The sequence below is a fragment of the Pseudomonas sp. KU43P genome, assembly GCF_033095865.1.
In the GTDB taxonomy this organism is placed as follows: Bacteria; Pseudomonadota; Gammaproteobacteria; order Pseudomonadales; family Pseudomonadaceae; genus Aquipseudomonas.
Genome location: NZ_AP019365.1, coordinates 1,538,152 through 1,564,483 on the forward strand (window position 1 = coordinate 1,538,152; position 26,332 = coordinate 1,564,483).

General features: G+C 63.5%; 20 protein-coding genes. 11 read left to right on the plus strand and 9 right to left on the minus strand.

The features are described 5' to 3' along the window. Positions 1-30: 30 nt before the first annotated feature. Complete coding sequence (locus KU43P_RS07100; protein WP_317661828.1) at positions 31-1,398, minus strand: PLP-dependent aminotransferase family protein; 1,368 nt, start codon at positions 1,396-1,398, stop codon at positions 31-33. Between the two features lie 91 nt (positions 1,399-1,489). On the opposite strand from KU43P_RS07100, the gene KU43P_RS07105 reads away from it, so the two are divergent. The 6 genes from KU43P_RS07105 (at position 1,490) to KU43P_RS07130 (ending at position 6,102) form a co-directional block, all read left to right on the plus strand. Continuing rightward, a complete protein-coding gene (locus KU43P_RS07105) occupies positions 1,490-2,455 on the plus strand; it encodes a threonine dehydratase (protein ID WP_317661830.1) in 966 nt (321 codons plus the stop codon). 242 nt (positions 2,456-2,697) lie between these two features. Further along, a complete protein-coding gene (locus KU43P_RS07110; protein ID WP_317661831.1) occupies positions 2,698-3,342 on the plus strand; it encodes a LysE family translocator in 645 nt (214 codons plus the stop codon). A 200-nt stretch (positions 3,343-3,542) separates the two neighbouring features. Further along, the gene (locus KU43P_RS07115) at positions 3,543-3,968 is read left to right on the plus strand and encodes a YybH family protein (RefSeq protein WP_317661832.1); all 426 of its coding nucleotides are present in this window, start codon (positions 3,543-3,545) and stop codon (positions 3,966-3,968) included. Between the two features lie 44 nt (positions 3,969-4,012). Further along, positions 4,013-4,357, plus strand: a complete 345-nt coding sequence (locus KU43P_RS07120) for a YciI family protein (RefSeq protein ID WP_317661834.1) — start codon at positions 4,013-4,015, stop codon at positions 4,355-4,357. Between the two features lie 21 nt (positions 4,358-4,378). Next, positions 4,379-4,864: an SRPBCC family protein gene (locus KU43P_RS07125; RefSeq protein ID WP_317661836.1), complete on the plus strand. Its 486-nt coding sequence runs from the start codon at positions 4,379-4,381 to the stop codon at positions 4,862-4,864. Beyond that, positions 4,864-6,102, plus strand: coding sequence for an RNA polymerase sigma factor (locus KU43P_RS07130; protein WP_317661838.1), 1,239 nt, complete (start codon positions 4,864-4,866; stop codon positions 6,100-6,102). Before KU43P_RS07125 ends, KU43P_RS07130 begins: the two co-directional genes overlap by 1 nt. 112 nt (positions 6,103-6,214) lie before the next feature. Here KU43P_RS07130 and KU43P_RS07135 read toward each other — a convergent pair whose 3' ends face one another. Beyond that, positions 6,215-6,685: a MaoC family dehydratase gene (locus KU43P_RS07135; RefSeq protein ID WP_008098003.1), complete on the minus strand. Its 471-nt coding sequence runs from the start codon at positions 6,683-6,685 to the stop codon at positions 6,215-6,217. Positions 6,686-6,718: 33 nt separating this feature from the next. After that, complete coding sequence (locus KU43P_RS07140) at positions 6,719-7,663, minus strand: alpha/beta hydrolase (RefSeq protein ID WP_317661841.1); 945 nt, start codon at positions 7,661-7,663, stop codon at positions 6,719-6,721. A gap of 208 nt (positions 7,664-7,871) precedes the next feature. On the opposite strand from KU43P_RS07140, the gene fadD2 reads away from it, so the two are divergent. Together fadD2 and fadD1 are read left to right on the plus strand one after the other, a co-directional pair. Then, a complete protein-coding gene (fadD2, locus tag KU43P_RS07145; protein WP_317661843.1) occupies positions 7,872-9,560 on the plus strand; it encodes a long-chain-fatty-acid--CoA ligase FadD2 in 1,689 nt (562 codons plus the stop codon). Between the two features lie 370 nt (positions 9,561-9,930). Beyond that, on the plus strand, positions 9,931-11,628 hold the full coding sequence (fadD1, locus tag KU43P_RS07150; RefSeq protein WP_317661845.1) for a long-chain-fatty-acid--CoA ligase FadD1: 1,698 nt from the start codon (positions 9,931-9,933) through the stop codon (positions 11,626-11,628). A gap of 98 nt (positions 11,629-11,726) precedes the next feature. Here the strand turns inward: fadD1 and KU43P_RS07155 are convergent, their stop codons facing one another. Both KU43P_RS07155 and KU43P_RS07160 read right to left on the minus strand, forming a co-directional pair. Continuing rightward, a complete protein-coding gene (locus KU43P_RS07155; RefSeq protein ID WP_317661847.1) occupies positions 11,727-13,034 on the minus strand; it encodes an NAD(P)/FAD-dependent oxidoreductase in 1,308 nt (435 codons plus the stop codon). A 30-nt stretch (positions 13,035-13,064) separates the two neighbouring features. Then, entirely contained in the window at positions 13,065-14,429 is a 1,365-nt protein-coding gene (locus tag KU43P_RS07160) for a glutamine synthetase family protein (RefSeq protein WP_317661849.1), read from the minus strand. Between the two features lie 532 nt (positions 14,430-14,961). On the opposite strand from KU43P_RS07160, the gene hrpA reads away from it, so the two are divergent. Together hrpA and KU43P_RS07170 are read left to right on the plus strand one after the other, a co-directional pair. Further along, positions 14,962-18,867 carry an ATP-dependent RNA helicase HrpA gene (gene hrpA / locus KU43P_RS07165; protein WP_317661851.1) on the plus strand — a complete coding sequence of 1,302 codons (3,906 nt, stop codon included), beginning with the start codon at positions 14,962-14,964 and terminating at the stop codon, positions 18,865-18,867. Positions 18,868-19,062: 195 nt separating this feature from the next. Then, positions 19,063-20,184 (plus strand): beta-ketoacyl-ACP synthase III, encoded by a 1,122-nt coding sequence (locus KU43P_RS07170; RefSeq protein ID WP_317661852.1) that lies wholly within the window; start codon positions 19,063-19,065, stop codon positions 20,182-20,184. Between the two features lie 172 nt (positions 20,185-20,356). On the opposite strand, the gene KU43P_RS07175 is transcribed toward KU43P_RS07170, so the two are convergent. Continuing rightward, the gene (locus KU43P_RS07175) at positions 20,357-21,601 is read right to left on the minus strand and encodes a putative porin (protein WP_317661853.1); all 1,245 of its coding nucleotides are present in this window, start codon (positions 21,599-21,601) and stop codon (positions 20,357-20,359) included. 227 nt (positions 21,602-21,828) lie between these two features. Between KU43P_RS07175 and KU43P_RS07180 the strand changes: the two genes are divergently transcribed. Then, positions 21,829-22,956, plus strand: a complete 1,128-nt coding sequence (locus tag KU43P_RS07180) for a GNAT family N-acetyltransferase (RefSeq protein WP_317661855.1) — start codon at positions 21,829-21,831, stop codon at positions 22,954-22,956. Between the two features lie 113 nt (positions 22,957-23,069). Here KU43P_RS07180 and KU43P_RS07185 read toward each other — a convergent pair whose 3' ends face one another. The 3 genes from KU43P_RS07185 to KU43P_RS07195 form a co-directional block, all read right to left on the minus strand. Then, positions 23,070-24,902, minus strand: coding sequence for an ABC transporter ATP-binding protein (locus KU43P_RS07185; protein ID WP_317661856.1), 1,833 nt, complete (start codon positions 24,900-24,902; stop codon positions 23,070-23,072). Between the two features lie 62 nt (positions 24,903-24,964). Next, positions 24,965-25,522, minus strand: coding sequence for a peptidylprolyl isomerase (locus tag KU43P_RS07190; RefSeq protein ID WP_317661857.1), 558 nt, complete (start codon positions 25,520-25,522; stop codon positions 24,965-24,967). After that, on the minus strand, positions 25,516-26,328 hold the full coding sequence (locus KU43P_RS07195; RefSeq protein WP_317661859.1) for an alpha/beta fold hydrolase: 813 nt from the start codon (positions 26,326-26,328) through the stop codon (positions 25,516-25,518). The genes KU43P_RS07190 and KU43P_RS07195 overlap by 7 nt, the downstream gene beginning before the upstream one ends. Positions 26,329-26,332: the final 4 nt, after the last annotated feature.

Sequence of the window (26,332 nt, forward strand, 5' to 3'; positions counted from 1 at the left end):
AGCCGGCTCCCACAGGGGGCGCTGCAGCTGTCAAGAGCTGTGGGGTAGCGGTGGGGGCCCTGCCAACACCTGCCGCACCACCTCCAGCCCCCGTTTCAACGTCGCCCGACTGCTCGCCGCCGACAGGCTGATACGCACCGCCTGCACCTCGCTTGCGCCAATGGCGAAAACACTCGCTGGCACCACCTCCACCCCCTGCGCCCTGCACCCGGCCACTACGTTGTCAGCCCCCCGCGAAGCTGCCACCCACACATGCGGTGAAGGCTCGCTCGCATTGTGTATCGCCCCCCCCAGCAACTGGCGCGCAAGGCGCCAGCGCACGGCAACTTCCTCACGCTGCCAGGCCAAACGCCGCGCCGCCGTACCGTCTTCGATCCATTGGCAGGCGATCTGCAGGTTCAAGGGCGACACCGGCCAATGGCTGGCCCCGGCATGCGGGTCGACCTGCTCCAGCAGGCCAGGGTCTGCCACGATCCAGCCTAGGCGCAACCCGGCGGCCACCGTCTTCGACAGGCTGCTGATGAGGATGCCGCGCGTGCCCAGCAGCGGGTAAAGCGGGGTGTGGTCGCTGAGTGCGCCATACACATCATCCTCGATCACCAGCAGCCCCAGACGCTCGACCACCTCGGCGATGGCCTGGCGGCGCGCTTCACCCATGCACGCACCGGTCGGGTTGTGCAGGGCTGGGGTGGTCACCAGAACCCGTGCGCCACTGGCCCTGGCAGCTCGGTCAAGGTCCTGCGGCAGCAGGCCCTGGTCATCCAGAGCCACACCGTGGACCGGCAGGCGCAGTTGTCGGCAGGCCGCCTTGATACCGGGGGCAGTGAGCGATTCGAGCAATACCGGTTCACCGGCCTGGCAGAACGACTGCAGCAGCAAGGTCAGGGCCTGCTGGGCACCGCCGCAGGGCAGCAACTGCTCAGCCGACAGCGACAGGCCGCGGTTGCTCAACCAGCGAGCGCCCTGAATGCGACCCAGCAACAGTTGTTGTGGGCCGAGGTAATGATCGAGCAGGTGCGTCTGCCCCTGCGCCAGCAAAGCCTGCAGGCTCGCTTGCAAGTCCTGGTTGGCAGGGTCGGCTACCGGCACATTGGTCGACAGGTCAACCAGCATGCCTTGGCTATCGTGCTGCTTGAGGCGAAACAGCGTGGCCTCTCGGCTGCCCGCCAGCACATAGGTGCCGCGCCCGACTTCACCCGCCACCAGGTGGCGGGCCGCCGCTTCGCGATAGGCCTGTTGGGTGGTGCTGGGGTTGAGCCCCAGCTTCCAAGCCAGGCGGCGCTGGGGTGGCAGGCGCTCACCGACCTTGAGCGTGCCGCTTTCGATGGCGCGGGCGATGGCGTCGACCAGCGCCAGGTAGCGGGGCTGGCCATCGTCGGCCAGTTCAGGCGTCCACATGAAATTGCTACCCATGCAATATAAGGATTTACCCATACAATGCCCGGCGCCTAGGATCGGTTCAACCTCGTACCGATAAAGGATGACCACCATGTTCGACCTTGCCGCCCTGCGTGAAGCCGCTGCATTCGTCCACCTGCACGTTCCCGCCACCCCGCAGTACCGCTGGCCCCTGCTGGCAGATCGGCTGGGGTGCGAGGCATGGGTCAAGCATGAAAACCATGCACCGACCGGCGCCTTCAAGGTACGTGGCGGCCTGGTGTACGTGCGTTCGCTGCTGGCCACGGGCAAGCCGCCGCGTGGGCTGGTCACCGCCACCCGTGGCAACCACGGCCAGAGCATGGCGCTGGCCGCTCGCCAGGCGGGCGTGCCGTTGGTCATCGTGGTGCCCGAAGGCAACTCGAAAGAGAAGAATGCCGCCATGCGTGCACTGGGTGCCGAGCTGGTGGAATACGGCGTGGATTTCGATGTTGCCCGCGAGGAGGCCGCGCGGCTGGCGGATGAGCGCGGTTATGCCATGGTGCCTTCGTTCCATCCGGAACTGGTGCGTGGCGTGGCCACCTATGCCCTGGAGCTGTTCGAGGCCGTGCAGGACCTGGACTGCGTCTATGTGCCGATCGGCATGGGGTCAGGTATCTGCGGGCTGATCCAGGCGCGCAACCTGCTGGGGCTGAAGACCGAGATCGTGGGAGTGGTGTCCAGCGCGGCCGATGCCTACGCGCAGAGTTTCGAGCAAGGGCGCATCGTCACTACCCATACCGCCGAGACCTTCGCCGATGGCATGGCCTGCCGGGTGCCGCATCCGGATGCGTTTGCTCTTGTTCGCCAGCATGCTGCGAGGATCGTGCGAGTTACCGATGGCGAAGTCGCCGACGCCATGCGGCTCTACCACGAGGCTACCCACAACACGGCCGAAGGGGCGGGGGCTGCCGCGCTGGCGGCGTTGATGCAAGAGCGTGAAAGGCAGCACGGCAAACGAGTGGCGGTAGTGTTGAGCGGAGCCAATGTTGATCGGGCGCGTTACGCGCAGGTGTTGGCGGGTGACGAAAAGTCGTGAAAGGACTTCGAGGAAAAGGTGCTATCTAATTTTGATAGCATCTTTCCACGCTCCGAACAGGGCATCACGCCTGAAAAGCCCGGCCAGAGGTTCCCCTCGTGCAGTCGGTTAAAGCCTGAACCAGTGGGCAGATGAAGTGTTCGAGCAAGCGGCCTTTGCCTGATCGAAACACGGCCCTTTCAATCCTCTGTTCACTCGTGGCAGGCTCTACCGCGCTTCATTGGCCAGCTACCGAGTATTCAATGCCTTTCTCCAACGGTTTCCTCCTCAGCCTGTCGTTGTGCCTCGATATCGGTATAGCCAATATCGCCATGATCACCCTGGCCATGCAGCGTGGCTTTCTGCAAGGTTTCTGGCTAGGCCTGGGCACCTGTGTCGGTGACCTGGTGTATGCCATTGCGGCACTGGCCGGCATGACCGTGCTGTTGCAGTTCGAGGGCGTGCGCTGGGCCCTGTGGCTGGGTGGTTCGGCGTTGCTGGTGTGGTTCGCGCTGAAAATGCTGCTGGCCGCCTGGCGTGGCGGGCACATGGAGGCGCGAAGTGAGGTAGTGGTGGAGTCGGGGTGGCGCGAGTTTCTGCGCGGCATCTTCCTGGCCATGTCCTCGCCCAGTGCGATTCTGTGGTTCGCAGCGGTCGGCGGCGTGCTGATTTCCCGCTCCGGTGGCGGTAGCTTGCTGGATGCAGGGTTGTTTCTTGGCGGCTTCTTCGCTGCCGGGTTGGTCTGGTGCATGAGCCTGTGCGGCATTGCCAGCCATGGTGGGCGCTTGCTGGGTGATCGGCTGCTGACCTGGTCGTACCTGCTGTCGGCGGCGATTTTCTGCTACTTCGCGGTGTACGTCATTGTTTCGGGGTACCGGGAATTCATTCTGGCGAGCCCGATTGCCTAGGTGGGCGATGGCGGTGTGATTGGAGGTTCATGACGGGAGTGCTCTGGCGCCCACGAGATCAAGCGCCGCCCGCGCGGCGCATCGCGGATGAATCCGCCTTTGGCTGAGCACCACCGTCGATCGACCATCTCGGCACGCGCTGTCGATTTGCGGCTCTCCCATTCGACCAGTGTTGAATGCCCCTCAACGTGGAGAGCCCCATGAACCGCCAAGCCGAATCCGAAATCCGCCAACTCATCGACCGTTGGATGCAGGCCGTGCGCGACCGCGACATCCCGGCCATCGTCGCGCCCTATGCCGACGACATCGTCGCCTTCGATGCCATCAAGGAACTGCAATTCAAGGGCAAGGCCGTGTACCAGGCCCATTGGGAGATGTGCATGAACATGTGCTCCGGCCCGATGGTCTTCGAACAGGCCGAACTCACCGTGCAGGCCGATGGCGACCTGGGCCTGGCCCACTGGCTCAACCGTTGCGGCCCGTCGGACGACGAAAGCCAGTGCGGTTTCATGCGCGCGACCGTGGCCTATCGCAAGTCAGGCGGCCAGTGGCAGGTGATCCACGAACACTGGTCGGCACCGTTCGACATGCAGACCCAGAAAGCACTGTTCGATCTCAAACCCTGAGCCACTATCGCCAAACGCACTTTGCCAATGCCCTGGAGACGACCATGAAATACCTGTGCCTGGTCTATTGTGACGAAGGGCTGCTGCACAGCCTGCCCGACAGCCCGGAAGACGCTGAATGCATGGCCTACGCCGAAACGCTGCAGGGCTCCGGGCGCATGATCGCCGCCGAGGCGCTCAAGCCTGTGCAGACTGCCACCACGGTGCGCATGCGGGCCGGGCACATGAGCCTGACCGACGGCCCGTTCGCGGAAACCAAGGAACAACTGGCGGGCTTTTACCTGGTCGATGCCCGCGACCTCAACGAGGCCATCAATATCGCCAAGGGCATCCCCGCCGCGCGGGTCGGCAGCGTTGAAGTGAGGCCGGTGCGCGACCTGCAACCCTGACAGCCACGGAGAACCTCCAGCATGAGCCTTGCCCAACCTGCGCCAGCGCAGCACGAGTTGTCTATCAGCCGCCTGATCGATGCCCCGCCCGCTAAGGTATTTCGTGCCTGGACAGAGCCCGAATGGCTGATGCAGTGGTGGGGGCCGCACGGCATGACCACCCCGGAATGCGAGATGCAGCTGTGGGTTGGTGGGCTGTTTCGGACCTTGATGCGCGCGCCGGATGGCACCGAATACCCGACCCAGGGCGTGTTCCTGGAGATTGCCGCGCCGCGCCGGCTGGTGTTCACCGATGCCTTCGGCCCGGGTTGGGTGCCCTCGGACAAAGCATTCATGACCGCGGTCATCACCTTTGACGAGGAGCACGGCAAAACCCGTTACACCGCCCGTGCCTGGCACTGGAACGCCGCTGATAGCCGCGCCCATGAGGAAATGGGCTTTCACCAAGGCTGGGGAGAAAGCCTGGACCGCCTGGTGGAGGTCGTGACCCAGCGGATGCCCGACTGATGGCGCAGATGAGCACCGTGCGTGCCGAAGTCGAAGCGGTGTACCGCCGCGACTCGCGCCGTATTCTGGCGACGCTGATTCGCCTGCTGGGCGATTTCGACCTGGCCGAGGAGGCCATGCACGATGCCTTCTTCATCGCTGTGGAGCGTTGGCAGCGCGACGGTATCCCCGACAACCCGCGCGCCTGGCTGGTGTCGACCGGCCGTTTCAAGGCCATCGACGCGTTGCGCCGGCGCGCACGTTTCGACCGCTCGCAGGCGGACTTGATCATGCTCATCGAGGGCCAGGAACGCGACCCCAGCGAGGAGGAGCTGCTCGCCGACGACCGTCTGCGGCTGATTTTCACCTGCTGCCACCCGGCCCTGGCCGCCGATGCCCAGGTGCCATTGACCCTGCGCGAAGTATGCGACCTGACCACCGAGCAGATCGCCCGGGCGTTTCTGCAGAGCCCGGCGACCATCGCCCAGCGCATCGTGCGCGCCAAGGCCAAGATTCGCGATGCACGCATCCCGTATCAGGTGCCTGAAATGAACGAACTGCCGGAGCGCCTGGAAAGCGTGTTGCGGGTGATCTACCTGGTATTCAACGAGGGATATTCGGCGTCATCCGGCGAGGAGGTGCTGCAGCAGGCGCTGAGCGATGAGGCGATCCGACTCGGGCGCTTGCTGGTGCAGCTGTTGCCCGACCCGGAAGCGGTGGGCCTGCTAGCGCTGATGTTGCTGCAGGCATCCCGGCAGCGGGCGCGCAGCGATGCCGAGGGTAATCTGGTGCTCCTCGACCAGCAGGACCGCAGCTTGTGGGACCGCGAACAGATTGGTGAAGGCGTTGAGCTGGTGCGGCTGGCGTTGCGCAGCAGGGTGATTGGCGCCTATACCGTGCAGGCGGCGATCGCGGCGGTGCATGCCGAGGCACCGAGCGCAGCCGAGACGGACTGGGCCGAGATCGTCGGGCTGTACGATGTGCTGCAGCAGCACTGGCCATCGGCGGTGGTGGCGCTCAACCGTGCGGTGGCGCTGGCCAAGCGTGATGGGCCGCAGGCGGGGTTGCGGGAGGTCGAGGCGATTCTGGGGGCAGGGGAGCTGCACGAGTATCACCTGGCACATGCGGCGCGGGCCGAGCTGCATCAGCAACTGGGGAATGTCGAGGAGGCGCGGGCGGCCTGGCGGCGGGCGTTGGAGCTGACAAGGCAAGCGCCGGAGCGGCGGCATATCGAGCAGCGTTTGCAGGCCTTGGGGTGAGGTGGCCGTCCTGGCCCTATCGCCGGCAAGCCGGCTCCCACAGGTATCAAGAACGGCGACATCGCTGTGGGAGCCGGCTTGCCGGCGATAGGGCCAGGGCAGATCGAATCAATCAGCTAGCGACGAAGTTCGGTGGCGATACCAGCTCAACTGTCTGCTGCTTGCGCGGCGCCAGGATCTCGGCCTCGCCTTCGACCACCAGCTCGTCGTTCTGGTTGTACACGTTGGTGGCGATGCGCACCTTGAACTTGGGTAGTTTTTCGAGAATTTCCAGGCGCACGGTCAGGGTGTCACCGATTTTCACCGGCTTCTGGAAGCTCATCTTCTGGCCCAGGTAGATGGTGCCAGGGCCAGGCAGGGTACAGGCCACTGCGGCGCTGATCAGCGCACCGCTGAACATGCCGTGGGCAATGCGCTCGCGGAACATGCTCTTGGCGGCGAATTCGGCGTCCAGGTGCACCGGGTTGTGGTCACCCGACATGGCGGCGAACAGCTGGATGTCGCGTTCTTCCACGGACTTTTCGTAACTGGCCGTCTGGCCCACTTCAAGAGCTTCGTACGGCGTGTTGGTGACCTGGGTCATTGGCGTTTCCTTGATGGACGGACGAGGCCGCTATCATTCACTGCGGGCTGGGCGGCCAAGGGCCAGCGCCTGCTCCAGCCAGGCGAGGATATCGGCGGTGACCTCGTCTCGGTTGAGTTCATTCAGCACTTCATGCCGCGCCTGAGGATAGACGCGCAGCTGTACATGTCGATTGCCAGTCGCGCGCAGGGCGTCGGCCAGATGGGTGAGACGCTTGCCGGCACTCACCGGATCACATTCGCCGCCAGTCACCAGCAACGGCAGGTTCGGGTCGATCTGTGCCAGGTTCGCGGGCTGGCTGATCTGTGCCAGGCCTTGGAGCAGATCCAACCATAGCTGGTTGCTGCAGTGAAAGCCGCACAGCGGGTCTTCGACATACTTGTCGACTTCCACAGGGTCGCGGCTGAGCCAGTCGAAGGCCGTGCGATTGGGCTTGAAGGCCTTGTTGAACGAACCGAACGACAGCCAGTCGATCAGCGCACTCCTGCCCATCGGCCCCTGGCGCCAGGCCTCCATCCGGGCGATCAGGCGCGCCGCGCGGTACAGCGCCGGTGGTTGCAGGTTCGAGCCGCTGAGAATCGCCCCGTGCAGGCTGCCACTGTGGTGCATCAGGTAGGCTTGGGCGATGTAGCTGCCCATGCTGTGGCCGAACAGGAACAGCGGGGTGCAGGGAAACTGCTGGCCGATGTGCTGGGCCAGCAGGCCGAGGTCGTTGACCACGGCATTCCAGCCATGCTGCCGGGCGAACAGGCCGAGGCTGCCTAGCTCGGCGGTGCGCCCGTGGCCGCGCAGGTCAGGCGCCAGCAGTGCATAGCCGGCGTCGTTCAAGGCGTGCCCCAGGCGCTGGTAGCGCCCCGCATGCTCGGCCATCCCGTGCGCCAGCAGCACCACGGCCTTGACCGGCGTGGTCGGCAGCCATTGGTGCACGTAGAGGCTGCAATGCTCGCTGGCGGGCAGCCAGAAGGCGTCGTGGGGCATGGCGATTCCTTTGCGCAGGGGTACGAGCACAGTGTATGCACAACCCCGTGGATTGCAGGAAGGGCACAAATAAGATTCACAATGTTAATGGCGGCACTTGGCGTATATGCCACCTTGGGCTTACCTGCTAACGTCGGTTCAACGCCTTTTTGCCTCCAGGCAAACAGGGCAAGGGATCAAGCAGGTCAAGGCAGAGGAATAACAATAAATGCAAGCCGACTTCTGGAATGACAAACGCCCGGCGGGCGTACCTTCCACCATCGACATTCATGCGTACACCTCGGTCGTCGAGGTGTTCGAGCGCTCTTGCAAGCGCTTCGCCGACCGCCCGGCGTTCAGCAACCTGGGCGTGACCCTGACCTACGCCGAACTCGAGCGCCATTCCGCGGCCTTCGCCGCCTGGCTGCAACAGCATACCGACCTGGTGCCGGGCGACCGCATCGCGGTGCAGATGCCCAACGTCCTGCAATACCCGATCGCAGTGTTCGGCGCCCTGCGTGCCGGGCTGATCGTGGTCAACACCAACCCGCTGTACACCGAGCGCGAGATGCGCCACCAGTTCAAGGATTCCGGGGCCCGTGCACTGGTGTACTTGAACATGTTCGGCAAACGCGTGCAGGCGGTGCTGCCCGATACCGGTATCGAGTACCTGATCGAGGCCAGAATGGGCGACCTGCTGCCGACGGCCAAGGGCTGGCTGGTCAATACCCTGGTCGACAAGGTGAAGAAGATGGTTCCGGCCTATCAGCTGCCGCAGGCCGTTTCTTTCAAGCAGGTGCTGCGCGAGGGCCGCGGGCTGGGGCACAAGCCGGTGCCGCTGAGCCTCGATGCCATCGCCGTGCTGCAATACACCGGCGGCACCACGGGCCTGGCCAAGGGGGCGATGCTCACTCACGGCAACCTGGTAGCGAACATGCTCCAGGTGCTGGCCTGCTTCTCGCAGCATGGCCCGGACGGGCAGAAGCTGATCAAGGACGGCCAGGAGGTGATGATCGCGCCGCTGCCGCTGTATCACATCTATGCCTTTACCGCGAACTGCATGTGCATGATGGTCACCGGCAACCACAACGTGCTGATCACCAACCCGCGGGATATCCCCGGTTTCATCAAGGAACTGGGCAAATGGCGGTTCTCCGCGTTGCTGGGCTTGAACACTTTGTTCGTCGCGTTGATGGACCACCCCGGCTTCCGCCAGCTGGACTTCTCCGCACTCAAGGTCACCAACTCAGGTGGTACGGCACTGGTCAAGGCCACCGCCGAGCGCTGGGAAAGCCTCACCGGCTGCCGCATCGTCGAAGGCTATGGCCTGACCGAAACCTCGCCGGTGGCCAGCACCAACCCCTATGGCCAGCTGGCGCGCCTGGGCACCGTGGGCATCCCGGTGGCGGGCACGGCGTTCAAGGTCATCGATGACGAAGGCAACGAGTTGCCGCTGGGGGAGCGGGGTGAGTTGTGCATCCAGGGCCCTCAGGTGATGAAGGGGTACTGGCAGCAACCCGAAGCCACCGCCCAGTCACTGGACGCCGAAGGCTGGTTCAAGACCGGCGACATCGCGGTGATCGACCCGGACGGGTTCACCCGCATCGTCGACCGCAAGAAGGACATGATCATCGTGTCGGGCTTCAACGTGTACCCCAACGAGATCGAGGACGTGATCATGGGCCACCCGCAGGTGGCCAATTGCGCGGCCATCGGTGTACCGGACGAACGTTCCGGTGAGGCGGTGAAACTGTTCGTGGTGGCGCGCGAGGGTGGGGTTAACGTGGATGAGCTCAAGGCCTACTGCAAGGCCAACTTCACGGGATACAAGGTGCCCAAGCACATCGTGGTGCGCGAGTCGTTGCCGATGACGCCAGTGGGCAAGATCCTGCGGCGCGAGTTGCGCGACATCGCCTGATGCTCCAAGGCCCTATCGCCGGCGAGCCGGCTCCCACAGGTACCGCGCAACCTTCAGGTTTCGCGCAGAACCTGTGGGAGGAGGCTTGCTGGCGATCAGGTCGGAGTCGCTCTGCAATGCCGCTCACAGCCTGGATTGCCAGCCCATATGCGACATTTTGGATAAATACTCTAAAAATGACCTGTATCGTTCATTGAGTCATATTTGTGACCATAAAGGCCAGATTTGGCCTCTAGGCGACCCCAAGCAAAGCTGTTACTCTCGGGCCGCTTTCAGATGATTCGGTTTGCAACGAACCGCCATCACATATCAATAATAAACGCATCGACGCGTGAATCGAACTTCGCTGTTGCTGAAGGAGTGGGCTTCCATGATCGAACATTTTTGGAAGGATAAATACCCAGCCGGGATTACGGCGGAAATCAATCCTGACGAATTCCCCAATATCCAGGCGGTACTCAAGCAATCCTGCCAACGCTTTGCCGACAAACCGGCCTTTAGCAACCTGGGCAAGACTATCACCTACGGCGAGTTGTATGCGCTGTCCGGCGCCTTCGCGGCCTGGCTGCAGCAGCACACCGACCTAAAGCCGGGTGATCGCATTGCCGTGCAACTGCCCAATGTCCTGCAATACCCGGTAGCGGTTTTCGGCGCCATGCGCGCCGGGCTGATCGTGGTCAACACCAACCCGCTGTACACCGCTCGGGAGATGGAGCACCAGTTCAACGACTCCGGTGCCAAGGCCCTGGTGTGCCTGGCCAACATGGCTCACCTGGCCGAGAAAGTGGTGCCCAAGACCCAGGTCAAGCATGTCATCGTCACCGAAGTGGCCGACCTGCTGCCGCCGATCAAGCGCCTGCTGATCAACAGCGTCATCAAGTACGTGAAGAAGATGGTACCGGCCTACAACCTGCCGCGTGCCGTGCGCTTCAACGACACCCTGGCGCTGGGCAAGGGCCAGCCGGTGAGCGAAGCTAACCCGCAGCCCAACGACGTGGCGGTGCTGCAATACACCGGCGGTACCACGGGCGTGGCCAAGGGCGCGATGCTGACCCACCGCAACCTGGTCGCCAACATGCTGCAGTGCCGGGCACTGATGGGCTCGAACCTGCACGAAGGCTGCGAGATCCTCATCACCCCGCTGCCGCTGTACCACATCTATGCCTTTACCTTCCATTGCATGGCCATGATGCTGATCGGCAACCACAACGTGCTTATCAGCAACCCGCGTGACCTGTCGGCGATGGTCAAGGAGCTTGGCAAGTGGAAGTTCAGCGGCTTCGTCGGCCTCAACACCTTGTTCGTTGCCCTGTGCAATAACGAAGCGTTCCGCGCCCTGGACTTTTCAGCGCTGAAGATCACCCTGTCCGGTGGCATGGCCCTGCAGTTGAGCGTGGCCGAACGTTGGAAGGCGGTCACCGGTTGCGCTATTTGCGAAGGCTATGGCATGACCGAGACCAGCCCGGTGGCTGCGGTCAACCCGGCTGAAGCCAACCAGGTCGGGACGATCGGCATTCCGGTGCCGTCGACCCTGTGCAAGGTCATCGACGACAACGGCAATGAACTGCCGTTGGGCGAAACGGGAGAGCTGTGCGTCAAGGGCCCGCAGGTGATGAAGGGCTACTGGCAGCGTGAGGATGCGACCGCCGAGATCCTCGACGCCGAGGGTTGGCTGAAGACGGGGGACATCGCCCTGATCCAGCCTGACGGCTACATGCGCATCGTCGACCGCAAGAAGGACATGATCCTGGTCTCGGGTTTCAACGTGTACCCTAACGAGCTGGAGGATGTGCTGGCAGGTTTGCCGGGCGTGCTGCAGTGCGCAGCGATTGGCGTACCGGACGAGAAATCGGGTGAAGTGATCAAGGTGTTCATCGTGGTCAAGCCGGGTATGACCCTGACCAAGGAGCAGGTGATGGAGCACATGCGTGCCAATGTCACTGGCTACAAGGTGCCGCGCTACATCGAGTTCCGCGATGCCCTGCCGACTACCAACGTGGGCAAGATCCTGCGCCGCGAGCTGCGTGATGAGGAACTGAAGAAGCAGGGGTTGAAGAAGATCGCTTGATCGTCTTCGCTGCCCTCATCGCCGGCAAGCCGGCTCCCACATGGGTTGTACAAAAACTCGATGTGGGAGCCGGCTTACCGGCGATAAGGCCATCGATATCAGCGCAGTTTTTCCAGCATCTGGTAGTACCACATCCCCGCCGCCAACAGCGGATTCCCCAGCAGATCCCCCATCGGCACCTTGATGTGCTTGCACGCGGCAAAGGTATCGAACTTCTCCAGCGTCCCGGTCAGTGCTTCGGCCATGATCTCGCCCATGATGTGGCTTGTGGCGATGCCATGCCCCGAATAACCCTGGCAGTACCAGACGTTGTCCGACAGCTTGCCCAGTTGCGGAATGCGGTTGACCACGATGCCCATCGCGCAGCTCCATTGGAACTCGATCGGCACGCCCTTGAGCGCCGGGAAGGTGCGCTCGATGCAGGGGCGCAGCTCGCCTTCGATATCGCGTGAATCCTTGCCCGAGTAGTTGGCGCCGCCGCCGAACAGCAGGCGCTTGTCCGCCGTCAGGCGGTAGTAGTCGAGGACGAAGCGGCAGTCGTACACCGCCAGGTCCTGCGGGTTGATCTGCTCGGCCAGCTCGCCCAGCGGCGCTGTGGTGACGATGCCGCCCATGGCCGGGAAGATCTTGCCCTTGAGCTGGCGCTTTTCGAGCTTGTGGTAGACGTCGCCGGCCAGCATCACCTGGCGCGCCTCGACCCGGCCGTGGGCCGTAACCACGGCCGGACGCGGGCCGTGGATAATGTCCAGTACCTCGGAGTTCTCGAAGATCAGTGCACCCAGGCTGTGCGCGGCGCGGGCTTCACCGAGGCACAGGTTGAGTGGGTGCAGGTGCAGGTTGCGCATGTTCTTCAGCGCGCCCAGGTAAAGCGGGCTCTGCAGATGCTGGGCAACGGCATCGCGGTCGAGCAGTTGCACCTGGTCACCCATGCCGCGGCGCTGGGCCTCGGCCTCGAAGTTGCGCAGTTCGTCCATGTGGGCCGGCTTCATTGCCGCATGCAGGTGGCCGCGCTTGAGGTCGCAGTCGATGCCATAGCGCTCGACCCGCTGCTCGATGTTCTGGTGGCCGCGCCAGCGCAAATGCCAGATGAAATCGTCAACCTCGTTGCCCAGGCGTTTGCGCATCTGCGTGCGCATGGCCTCGTCGCCCGACAGGCTGCCGGTGACTTGCCCACCGTTGCGCCCGCTGGCGCCCCAGCCGATGCGGTTGGTTTCCACAATGGCGACCTTCAGGCCGCGCTCGGCCAGCTCGACCGCGGTGGCCACACCGGTGAAGCCGCCGCCGATGATTGCCACGTCGACCTGCACCGTGCCCTTCAATTGCGGATACTCGGTGTGGTCGTTGAGCGAGGCGCTGTAATAGGACGGCGCGCGCTGGGCCGGGCCGTTGTTCACTGCTGCGTTCATGGGTATTCCTTGTTCTGAATAGGGTAGGGCTCAGGCCTGGTGCAGGTACCAGCGCCAGTCCTGTTCGCTGACTTCGGCCATGAACTGGCGGTACTCGGCACGTTTGACCTTCAGGTACACGCCGAGGAAGGCCTCGCCGAGGGCTTCGCGCGCCCACTCCGAACGCTCCAGCGCGTCGAGGGCGGTCAGCCAGTCGGTGGGCAAGTGCTCGGTGGCCTGGGCGTATCCGTTGCCTTCAACCGGGGCGCCTGGATCGAGCTGCTCGCGGATGCCGCGGTGGCTGGCGGCGAGGATGGCCGCCGCAGCCAGATAAGGGTTGGCATCGGCGCCGCAGATGCGGTGCTCCACATGGCGGCTGTTGGCCGGCCCGCCGGGCACGCGCAGGCTCACGGTACGGTTGTCGACACCCCAGGTCGGTGCCAGCGGTGCATAGCTGTTGGTTTGGAAGCGGCGGAACGAGTTGGCGTTGGGGCAGAACAACAGCAGCGAGTCACGCAGGTGACGCAGCATGCCGGCCACTGTCTGGCGCAGCAGCGGGGTGCCGGCCTTGTCGTCGCTGGCGAACAGGTTGTTGCCAGCGCTGTCGGCAATGCTCAGGTGCATGTGCATGCCGGTACCAGCCAGATTGGCAAAGGGCTTGGCCATGAAACAGGCCTGCATGCCATGGGCATGGGCCACGCCCTTGACCAGGCGTTTGTAGCGCACCGCCTGGTCCATGGCCTCCAGTGCATCGCCATGTTCCAGGGTGATTTCCACCTGGCCCGGGGCGTATTCTGAGATGGCCGTGCGGGCCGGGATGCCCTGGGCCTTGCAGGCGGCGTAGAGGTCGGCGAGGAACGGCTCGATCTGTTCCAGCTCGCGCAGGCCATAGACCTGGGTGCTGCGCGGGCGGCCACCGTCGTTGTCCAGCGCCGGTTGCGGGCGGCCCTGGGCATCGCGTTTCTGGTCGAGCAGGTAGAACTCCAGCTCGCAGGCCATCACCGGGTGGTAACCGTCGGCCTTCAAGGCCTCGATGGTGCGCAGCAGCACATGGCGTGGGTCGGCGACGCTGGCCGGCAGGCCTTCGCTGGGGTGCATGCTGACCTGCACGGCGGCGGTCGGCACCCGGCGCCAGGGCAGGCGCACCAGGCTGCCTTCCAGCGGATAGGCACGGCAGTCGATATCGCCCACGTCCCACACCAGGCCGGAGTTCTCCACGTCATCGCCATTGAGGGTCAGTCCCAGGATGGTGCTGGGCAATGGACGACCGCTTTGGTACACGGCCAGCAGTTCGTCGCGGTGCAGCAGCTTGCCGCGGGGCACGCCGTTGGCATCGAGGATGAACAGTTCGAACAGCTCGATATCAGGGTTGTCGGCGAGAAAACGGCTGGCTTGCTCTACGGGTGCAAAGTGCATGATGGATTCGCTCGTGGGCACACAGGACCGCCGCTTGGCTGCGGTCCGGCTGAGTCAATCGGCCGAGGGTGGCCGGGTTCATTCAGAGAGGCGAGAGCGAAGTGTCCGGTGGGCGGGCGTGACGGCAGTGCCACAGGGCCCAGAAGGCGAGGATCACGTGGACCAGCGGATTCTCACCGGCGCGGGTCCGGGCCTTCGGTAGCGAAGGGCGGGGCAGCGGCGGGGCGATGGTCGGTGCGGGGGTCATGCCTTTGATACTCACATGCGGCTTAAGGTTGATTAAAGCAGTGAATGGCAACCTTCAGATCGCACTTGGCTAAACATTCGTGATGTCGCCACTGGCCCTATCGCCGGCAAGCCGGCTCCCACAGGAACACCTCAGGTTTCCAATGCTGCGCCACGCCTGTGGGAGCCGGCTTGCCGGCGATAGGGCCGGTACAGACAGCAAATAACCGGCAAATCTGCGACAATCGCGCCTCCATCGAATGCCGATCATGAAAAAGCAGGCCCACCTGCATCACTAAAAAGCCCCATGACTGACCACGCCATCGACAAACTGCTGCAAAACCTCGACCACGCCATGATCGCCGACCGCCACCGCCTGCGCCGGCAGATCCATGAACTGCGCAAGCGCCCCGACGAGGCGAAGCTTGCCCAGTGGGCGGAAAAGGTCCAGGCGTCCTGCGCCCAGGTCACCGCGCGCCAGAACAGCGTGCCGGTCATCCGCTATGACGACAGCCTGCCGATCGCCGCCAAGCGCGACGAGATCAAGAAGGCCCTGGCAGAAAACCAGGTATTGGTGATCGCTGGCGAAACCGGCTCGGGCAAGACCACTCAGCTACCCAAGATCTGCCTGGAACTGGGCCGCGGCAGCCATGGCCTGATCGCCCACACCCAGCCACGGCGGATCGCCGCGCGTAGCGTGGCGGCCCGTGTTGCTGAAGAACTGGCAACGCCCCTGGGTGGGCTGGTCGGCTACCAGGTCCGTTTCGAAGACCAGAGCGACGCCAACACCCTGGTCAAGCTTATGACCGACGGCATCCTCCTGGCCGAAACCCAGCATGACCGCTTCCTCGAACGCTACGACACGATCATCGTCGACGAAGCCCATGAGCGCAGCTTGAACATCGATTTCCTGCTCGGCTACCTCAAGACCTTGCTGCACCGCCGGCCGGACCTGAAGCTGATCATCACCTCGGCGACCATCGACCTGGAGCGCTTCTCCAAGCACTTCGATGGCGCGCCGATCATCGAGGTGTCCGGGCGTACCTACCCGGTCGAAACCTGGTATCGCCCGCTGACCAGTGAGCAGGACGAAGAGGGCAACCAAGTCGAGGACGACCTCACCGTCGACCAGGCCATCCTCGCCACCCTCGACGAGATTGCCCACCACGAACGCAGCGAGGGCAAGGGCCCGGGCGACGTACTGGTGTTCCTGCCAGGCGAGCGCGAAATTCGCGACGCTGCCGAGATCCTGCGCAAGGCGCAACTGCGCCATACCGAGATCCTGCCGTTGTATGCGCGCCTGTCACCGGCCGAGCAGCAGCGCATCTTCCAGTCGCACACCGGGCGGCGCGTGGTGCTGGCGACCAACGTCGCCGAAACCTCGCTGACCGTGCCGGGTATCCGCTACGTGATCGACACCGGCACCGCACGCATCAGCCGCTACAGCTACCGCGCCAAGGTCCAGCGCCTGCCGATCGAAGCCGTGTCCCAGGCCAGCGCCAACCAGCGTAAGGGCCGCTGCGGCCGGGTCGAGCCGGGCATTTGCATCCGCCTGTACAGCGAAGAGGATTTCAACGGCCGGCCGGCGTTCACCGACCCGGAGATCCTGCGCACCAACCTGGCCGCGGTGATCCTGCAGATGCTGCACCTGCGGCTGGGCGCCATCGATGCGTTCCCATTCATCGAACCGCCGGATGGCAAGGCCATCAGCGACGGTTTCAACCTGTTGCAAGAGCTGTCGGCGGTCAACCGCGAAAACCAGCTGACCCCGCTCGGCCGCCAGTTGGCGCGCCTGCCGATCGACCCCCGCTTGGGCCGCATGCTGCTCGAAGGCGCCCGCCAGGGCAGCCTGCAGGAAGTGTTGATCGTCGCCAGCGCGCTGTCGGTGCAAGACCCCCGCGAGCGCCCGCCGGAGCGCCAGCAGGCCGCCGACCAGGCGCACGCACAGTGGAAGGATGTGGATTCCGACTTCGCCGCGCTGGTCAACCTGTGGCGCGGCTTCGAGGAGCAGCGCCAGGAACTGACCGCCAACCCGCTGCGCAACTGGTGCCGCAAGCATTTCCTCAATTACCTGCGCCTGCGCGAATGGCGTGATGCCCATCGCCAGCTGGCGTTGATCTGCCGCGAGTTGCAGTTGACGGTGAACAAGGAACCGTCCGACTACCAGAAGGTGCACAAGGCCATCCTCAGCGGCTTGCTCAGCCAGATCGGCCACAAGACCGAGGAGGGCGACTACCAGGGAGCGCGCCAGCGGCGCTTCTGGGTTCACCCGTCGTCGGGTATCGGCCGCAAGCGCCCGCAATGGCTGATGGCGGCCGAACTGGTCGAGACCACCAAGCTGTATGCGCGCATGGTCGCCAAGATCGAGCCTGACTGGATCGAGCCCCTTGCCACCCACCTGGTGAAGAAGAACCACTTCGAGCCGCACTGGGAGAAGAAGCGCGGGCAAGTGGTGGCCTACGAGCAGATCACCTTGTATGGCTTGATTCTGGTCGGCCGGCGGCCGGTGCACTTCGGCCCGATCGACCCGGTCACCTCCCGTGAGCTGTTCATTCGCGAGGGCCTGGTCGGTGGCGAGATCCAGTCGCGGGCCAAGTGCCTGGCGGCCAACAAGCGCCTGCTCGAAGAACTCGACGAGCTGGAGGCAAAGGCTCGCCGGCGCGACATTCTGGCCGATGAAGAAACACTCTACGCCTTCTACGAGGCACGCCTGCCCGCCGAGATCCACCAGACCGCAACCTTCGATAGCTGGTACCGCATGGGCAGCCAAAAGGACGCCAACCTGCTGATCATGCGCGAGGAAGACGTACTGGCCCGTGAAGCCAGTGAAGTCACCGCAGCTCAATACCCAGACAGCCTGCAGGTAGGTGAACTGCGCCTGCCGCTGACCTACCACTTCGAACCGGGCCACCCCCGTGATGGCGTCACCGTGCGGGTGCCGGCCCCTCTGTTGCCGAGCCTGCCGGGCGAGCGCCTGGAGTGGCTGGTGCCGGGCCTGCTGGAGGCCAAATGCATCGCCCTGGTGCGTAACCTGCCCAAGGCCCTGCGCAAGAACTTCGTGCCAGTCCCGGACTTCGTCAAGGCCGCCCTGTCGCGCATGACCTTCGCCCAGGGCGCGCTGCCCCAGGCGCTGGGCCAGGAGCTGCTGCGCATGACCGGTGCGCGAGTGCCCGACGAGGCCTGGGAAGAATCCATCGGCCTGGTCGAAGGCCACTTGCGGATGAACATCGAGGTGGTCGACGGCCAGGGCAGGTTCCTTGGCGAGGGCCGCGACCTGGCCGAACTGACTGCGCGCTTTGCTGCTGCCAGCCAGGCTGCGTTGGCAGTGCCGCGCAACGAGAAGAGCGAGCAGCCGGTGCAGGCCAAGGCCTTCAGCGAGGTGAAGCAGACGGCCCAGCAGAAGATCGCCGGGTTGTCGATGACGGTGTATCCGGCGTTGGTGGAAGAAAACGGCAGCGTGCGCGAAGGGCGTTTCTCGACCCAGGCCGAAGCCGAGTTCCAGCACCGCCGCGCCTTGCAGCGCCTGCTGCTGCAACAGTTGGCGGAGCCGGCCAAGTTCCTGCGCGGCAAGCTGCCGGGGCTGACCGAGCTGGGCCTTTTGTACCGTGAACTGGGCCGCGTCGAAGCGTTGGTCGAAGACATCCTGCTGGCCAGCCTGGACACCTGCATCCTCGAAGGCGAAGCGAGCCTGCCACGCGATGGCGCTGCGCTCGCCGGGCTGGCCGAGCGCAAGCGCGGCAGTTGGGCCGAGCATGCCGAGCGCCTGGCGCGGCAGACCCTGGAGGTGCTCAAGCTGTGGCATGGCCTGCAGAAGCGCTTCAAGGGCAAGATCGACCTGAGCCAGGCCGTGGCCCTCAACGACATCAAGCAGCAGCTGGCCAACCTGGTCTATCCGGGCTTCGTGCGCGAGACGCCGAGTGCCTGGTTCAAGGAGTTGCCGCGTTACCTCAAGGCGGTGGAACTGCGCCTGGAAAAACTCGGCGCCCAGGTGCAGAAGGACCGGGTATGGAGCGGTGAGCTGAGCAACCTGTGGGCGCAGTACAAGGCCCGTGCCGACAAGCATGCCCAGGAAGGCAAGCGTGACGAGCAACTGACCCTGTACCGCTGGTGGCTGGAGGAATATCGGGTATCGCTGTTCGCGCAACAGCTGGGTACGAAAATTCCGATTTCCGACAAGCGCCTGAGCAAACAGTGGTCGCAGGTGGAAGCCTAAACACCCGAAGTTGTGGCAATATTGATGCAATTTGCGGCTTAACGCCGCCCCTCGCGAACACGCCCGCGCTCCTGTAAGGGGCGGGCTTGTTCGCGATCGAGGGTAACGCCCTCGCCTTCAAACTGGCACTAAAGTGCCATTATGCATTTTCCAGCCAGCGCCCCGTGGCGATGGCCTTTGACCAGAGGAACGACCGTGCATAACGTCGTGATCAGCGGCACCGGCCTGTATACCCCGGCCCAGAGCATCTCCAACGAAGAATTGGTGGAGTCCTTCAACACCTGGTCGCAGCAGTTCAACCGCGACAACGCCGCCGCCATCGAGCGCGGTGAGATCGAAGCCGCGCCGCTGTCCGATGCGGCTTTCATCGAGAAGGCCTCGGGTATCAAGAGCCGCTTCGTCATGGACAAGGCTGGCATCCTCGACCCGCAGCGCATGAAGCCACGCCTGCCCGAGCGCTCGAATGACGAGCAGTCGATCCTCTGCGAAATGGGCGTGGCCGCGGTTCGCCAGGCACTCGAGCGCGCCGGCCGTACTGCCGCCGATGTCGACGGCGTGATCGTCGCCTGCTCCAACCTGCAGCGCCCGTATCCGGCCATCGCCATCGAGGTGCAGCAGGCCTTGGGCATCGAGGGCTTCGCTTTCGACATGAACGTGGCCTGCTCGTCGGCCACCTTCGGTATCCAGACCGCCGCCAACAGCGTGCAACTGGGCCAGGCTCGCGCACTGCTGGTGGTGAGCCCGGAAATCTGCACCGGGCACCTGAATTTCCGCGACCGCGACAGCCACTTCATCTTCGGCGACGCAGCCACTGCGGTGCTGGTGGAGCGTGCCGACCTTGCCTCCTCGGCGCACCAGTTCGACATCGTCGGCACCAAGCTGAAGACGGCGTTCTCCAACAACATTCGCAACAATTTCGGCTTCCTCAACCGCGCGGCAGAAGAGGGCATCGGCGCGCGCGACAAGCTGTTCGTGCAGGAAGGCCGCAAGGTGTTCAAGGAAGTGTGCCCGATGGTCGCGGAGCTGATCGCCAAGCACTTGGGCGAGAACGACCTGCAGCCCTCCGACGTCAAGCGCTTCTGGCTGCACCAGGCCAACCTGAGCATGAACCACCTGATCGTCAAGAAGCTGCTGGGGCGTGAGGTTGCCGAGGAAGATGCACCGGTGATTCTCGACCGCTATGCCAACACCAGTTCGGCGGGGTCGGTCATTGCCTTCCACTTGTATCAGGATGATCTGGCCAAGGGCTCGTTGGGGGTGTTGAGCTCGTTTGGTGCGGGGTATTCGATTGGTAGTGTGATTCTGCGTAAGCGCTGACAGACAGCGTCGGCCCCATCGCCGGCAAGCCGGCTCCCACAGGTACCCCACAATACCTGTGGGAGCCGGCTTGCCGGCGATGGGGCCGACGCATTTCTGGAATGCAAAAAAGGCGGGAAATGCCGGATGGGGTCGGCATTTCCCGCCTCAAGCGAAGCAGAGGAGGTGTCGTTTAGAACTTGGCTTCCAGGTCCACCTGCAGCGTATCTACATCAGCATCGCTGTTCGGCAGGTTGGAGTAGTCGGTCTTGGCCATCATGTAGGCCGCGCCCAGGGCGAAGTTCTTGTCGATCTCGTAGCCAACCTTGAACTTGTGACCGCGCGAACCGGTGAAGCCGTTACCGAAGTCGGAGTCGGTAAACAGGCTGACTACACCGTTACGCTGCACGTCGCGGTAGTTGTAGTCCAGGCTCCAGGCACCGATCTTGCTTTTCAGGCCGGCCAGCCAGGCCTTGTCCTTGCCGTCGGTGCTTTCGGTGTTCTTGACGAACTGGCCATAAGCCGACAGCGGGATGGCGAAGCCGGTGAAGTCCAGTTGGCCGAAACCCTCCACCAGGTTGAACTCGTCGGTGGTGTTGCCCAGTGAGCGCAGGGCGGCCGAGGCCTTGTCGTTGTCGTAGGCATAGAGGCTGCCACCGACGGTGAGCTTGACGGTATCGACCACGTTGAACTTGGTGCCCAGCTGGGCGTGGTACAGCTGAGCGTCATGCTTGAACTGCACGCCGTCGCCGTCGACGTTGTCCTTCAGGTTGTAGTGGCCGGCGCTGCCGAACACTTCGGCCGGGCCGACGTTGGTCTTGTAGGTGACGGCCAGGCCTTCGGGGTTGATGTCGCTGTCCCAGATGATATCGCCCATGCTCACCCACGGCTGCATCATCTTGCCACCGATCAGGTGCAGGTTCGGCACGGCGGTGGGGTGCCAGTCGAGGTAGGCCAGGTCGACCCACAGCGATTTCTTCTCGAAGTAGTTGTCCAGGCTCTGGTTGGTGGAGCGGGCATCGGCGCTGCTGCCGGTGGCTACACGCACGCCGGCGTCGACTTGCGGGTTGATCTCGCTGTAGAAGCCGACACGGGCGCGGACGCGCTCACGGTCCTGGTTGCCGCTGCGAGCGATCGGGTTGTCGACGTTGACATCTTCGTAGCGCAGGCGCACATCACCCTTGATCTGGGTCTTGGCGGCCCATGCCACTTTCTGTTCAAACGCGCTCATGCGTTCGGATTGCGCTTTCTGGTCGGCCTTTTCCTTGGTTTCTTTTGCCAGGTCGCCTTGCAGCTCGTTGTACTGCGCCTGGTTGATCGATCCATTGGCGCGGAGCATTTCGAGCAGCTTGGCGTCGACAGCAGCACTGGCCGGAGTACTCAGAGCCAGCATCATGCCGGTGAGGCTCACTCCGGTAAGTGTAGAAACAAGACGCATAAGGTTCTCCCTACTGAAAAATATTGGGGAGGCTCAGCGCCCGCCCCCATGTTGGCATGTCTTCGGAAAGGGCCTGAATAGACAGGTTCTGGGGTTCCGGAAAACAGGCGCAAGTATTGCGAGGGCGAATGACAGAATAATGTCTAATTAGTGGCACTGCGGTTAAGTAATTGAGTATTAAAGGGTCATTCCGCAATACTGGTGGCGTTCAGCAACGAGTCGATAACGTGACCAGTCTCTACAGCCTTGCCCATCTGCGTGACCTGCCGGCGGCCACCTGGGACGCCTTGGTGCCCGAAGGCCAACCCTTCCTGCGTCATGCGTTTCTCAGTGCCATGGAAGACAGCGGGAGCGTGGCGCCTTCTGGCGGTTGGGCCGCCGAACACCTGGTGCTGGAGCGTGATGGGCAGGTGCGGGCATTGCTGCCGGCCTACCGCAAATGGCATTCGTTTGGTGAGTACGTGTTCGACCACGGTTGGGCCGATGCCTGTGAGCGAGCGGGTATCGCCTACTACCCGAAACTGTTGGGTGCGGTGCCGTTCAGCCCGGTCAGCGGCCCACGTTTGCTGACCACGGATCCCGCCGATGGCCTGCTGTTGCTGCAGGCGTTGCCGGAGTACCTGAACAAGGGCGGGCTTTCTGGTGCGCACATCAACTTCACCGACGCCAGCCTCGACGAGCAGATGGCCGGCTTGCCGGGCTGGCTGGAGCGGCTGGGTTGCCAGTTCCATTGGCGCAACCAGGGCTACCGCGACTTCCAGGATTTTCTCGACAGCCTGAGCTCACGCAAGCGCAAGCAGATGCGCAAGGAACGTGAGCAGGTGGCGGGGCAGGGCATCGACTTCCGTTGGTACCGAGGCGATGAACTGGACGAGGCGCAATGGGATTTCATCTATCTGTGCTACGCCAACACCTATGCGGTGCGCAGGCGTTCGCCGTACCTGACGCGTGAGTTCTTCAGCCTGCTGGCCGAGCGCATGCCCGAAGCGATACGGGTGGTGTTGGCCAGGCAAGGCGGGCGCGATGTGGCCATGGCCCTGAGCCTGGTCGGTGGCGACAGCTTGTTTGGTCGCTACTGGGGCTGCCTGGACGAATTCGATCGGCTGCATTTCGAAACCTGTTTCTACCAGGGCATGGACTTTGCCATTGCCGAAGGGCTGCAGCGCTTCGATGCCGGGGCACAGGGGGAGCACAAGCTGATTCGAGGGTTCGAGCCGGTGCTGACGCGGTCGTGGCATTACCTGCTGCATCCAGGGCTGCGGCGGGCAGTCGAGGATTTTCTGCGTCAGGAGCGGGAGGGGGTGATGGGGTATGCCGAGGAGGCGCGGGGGATGTTGCCATATCGCCGGGATTGAATGGTTTGTTTCCTGCCCGGGCCCTATCGCCGGCAAGCCGGCTCCCACAGGTACACCACAAGTGTCGATAACTGTGCAGAACCAGTGGGAGCCGGCTTGCCGGCGATAGGGCCTCAATCTACCCCAACGAACCCCCCGGTCTGGTGATGCCACAACCGGGCATACAACCCCTGCTGCTCCAGCAATTCACTGTGGCTGCCACTCTCGACAATATGCCCTTTGTCCAGCACCACCAGCCGGTCCATCCGGGCAATGGTCGAAAGCCGGTGGGCAATGGCGATCACCGTCTTCCCCTGCATCAAGGTCTCCAGGCTTTCCTGGATCGCCGCTTCCACTTCCGAGTCCAGCGCCGACGTCGCTTCGTCCATGATCAGGATCGGCGCGTTCTTCAACAGCACCCGGGCAATGGCGATGCGCTGGCGCTGGCCACCGGACAACTTCACCCCGCGTTCGCCGACATGGGCATCGAAGCCGGTGCGCCCCTGGGCATCGGAGAGCAGCGGGATGAAATCGTCGGCCCGCGCCCGGCGCACGGCCTCGCGTAGCGCCGCCTCGCTGGCATCGGGCCGGCCATACAGCAGGTTGTCGCGAATCGAGCGGTGCAGCAGCGAAGTGTCCTGGGTGATCATGCCGATCTGCGCGCGCAGGCTGGCCTGGCTGACGTCGGCGATGTTCTGCCCGTCGATCAGGATGCGCCCACCCTGTACGTCATAGAGCCGCAGCAGCAGGTTCACCAGGGTCGATTTGCCGGCGCCGGACGGGCCGATCAGGCCGATCTTTTCGCCCGGGCGGATATCCAGGCTCAGCCCCTCGATCACATTGCTGCCCTTGCCGTAATGAAAGTCCACATCGTCGAAGCGCACCGCGCCACGGCTGACCTTCAGCGGCGGGGCCTGGGGCTTGTCGGTGACGGTGACCGGCTGGGCAATGGTCTGCAGGCCGTCCTGGACCATGCCGATGTTCTCGAAGATGCCGTTGACCACCCACATGATCCAGCCGGACATGTTGACGATACGAATCACCAGCCCGGTGGCCAGGGCGATGGCGCCGACGGTGATCAGCGACTGGCTCCACAGCCACAGGGCAAGGCCGGTGGTGGCGACTACCAGCAGGCCGTTGAGGGAGGTGATGACCACATCCATGCTGGTGACGACGCGGGAGGCCAGCTGGGTTTTCTCGGTTTGCTCGCGGATCGCTTCGCGGGCGTATTGCTGTTCGTAGTCGGTGTGGGCGAACAGCTTGAGGGTTGCGATGTTGGTGTAGCCGTCGACGATACGGCCCATCAGCTTGGAGCGCGCATCGGAGGAGATCACCGAACGTTCCTTGACCCTGGGCACGAAGTAGAACAGCGAAGCGATATAGGCACCGATCCATACCAGCAGCGGCAGCATCAGGCGCCAGTCGGCCTCGGCGAACAGCACCAGCGAGGTGACGGCGTAGATCAGCACATGCCACAAAGCATCGACCGCCTGCACCGCCGAGTCGCGCAGGGAGTTGCCGGTCTGCATGATGCGCTGGGCGATACGCCCGGCGAAATCGCTCTGGAAGAAGTTCAGGCTCTGCTTGAGCACATAGGTGTGGTTCTGCCAGCGGATCAGGCTGGTCATGCCGGGGTTGATGGTCTGGTGCACCAGCAGGTCGTGCAGGCCGAAGAAGATCGGCCGCAACACCAGGATCACCACCAGCATCCAGATCAGCTCGCCACTGTGTTCGCTGAAGAAGTTGGCATTGGGTGTGCCCTGGGCCAGGTCGATGATGCGGCTCAGGTAGCTGAACATCGCCACCTCGATCAGCGAGGCGAACAGGCCGACCACCAGCAAGGCAAGGAAGCTCGGCCACACCTGGCGCAGGTAATACAGGTAGAACGGCCACACTCGGGTGGGCGGCGATTCGCTCGGGGCGTCGCGGAAGATGTCGATCAGTTGCTCGAAGCGGCGGTACAGCATGGGTGACGAGACTCCTGTGCTACCCGACCTCAGAAGGTTTCACGTCCTTGTGAAACCTGCGGTCAGTCGATGCGTTTGGCAGACTTGATGAAGACCGGATCGGCCGGTACATCGCGCATGCCTTTCTTGACGGTGGTCGGCGAATTGACGATCTGGTCGACCACCTCCATGCCCTTGGTGACCTTGCCGAACACGGCGTAGCCACGGTCACGGCCCGGGTTGAGGAAGTCATTGTCGTTCACGTTGATGAAGAACTGGCTGGTGGCCGAATTCGGATCGGAAGTGCGCGCCATCGACAGGGTGCCGCGGGTGTTCTGCAGGCCGTTGCTGGCCTCGTTACGGATCGGGTCACGGGTCTGCTTCTGCACCATCTGTTCGGTGAAGCCACCGCCCTGGACCATGAAGCCCGGGATCACGCGATGGAAAATGGTGTTGTTGTAGAAACCGCTGTCGACGTACTCGAGGAAGTTCTTGGTACTGATCGGTGCCTTCTCGGCGTTGAGCTCGATTTCGACCTGGCCGAAGCTGGTGTCCAGCAAGACGTGCGGGGTCTTGTCGGAAGCCATGACGCTGGTGGCGAAGGCGACCGAGCAGGCGGTGAGCAGAAGTTTTTTCAGCATGGGCTCAAAGATCCTTGAGAGGTGGAAGCGGCTGCGAGGAACTGCAGCAATGTCTGGTTGAAGACCTCGGGTTGGTCGAGGGGGGTAGCGTGCCGGGAATCGTCGATGACTACCAGCTTTGCCTGGGGCATCAGGGCGACGTAGCGTTCTTTAAGTTGTACCGGGGTGTAATCGTGGTCGGCGGCGATCACCAGCGTGGGACAGTGGATCTGCCCGATGCGTTCCTGCACGCCCCAGTCGACGATGGCGTCGAAACTCTTGAGGTAGGCACGTTTGTCGTTGCGGGCCCAGCGCTGGGCCATCTTGTGCCGCAGCTCGGTTTGTTCAGGTTTGGGGAACAGGCGTTCGGCCAGGCCCTTGCCGACCGTCTCGACACTGAGGATGCGTGCCAGGCCCCAGCGCTTGGCCCACCAGATCCAGTCGCTGCGGGTGCGGCGCTTGACCTCGGGGGCGCTGTTGACGATGCACAGGCTGCGCAGCCAGTGAGGGTGGTCGACGGCGAACTGGAAACCGACCATGCCACCCATGGACAGCCCCACGAAATGCACAGGGCCTGTCTGCAGGTGTTCCAACAGGGCCAGCAGGTCTTCGCTGAAGGTGGCGATCTGGTAACCGTCGCGGGGTTTGTCGGAGCGGCCGTGACCACGGATGTCCATCAGGATTACCCGGTAGTGGCGGCTCAGCGCCGGTAGCTGCAGTTCCCAGTCCTGGCTGCTGGAGCCCAGGCCGTGCAGCAGTACCAGGGGTTCGCCCTGGCCGTATTCCTGATAATGCAGTGAGCATCCTTCATGTTCGAAATAGGCCATGGGC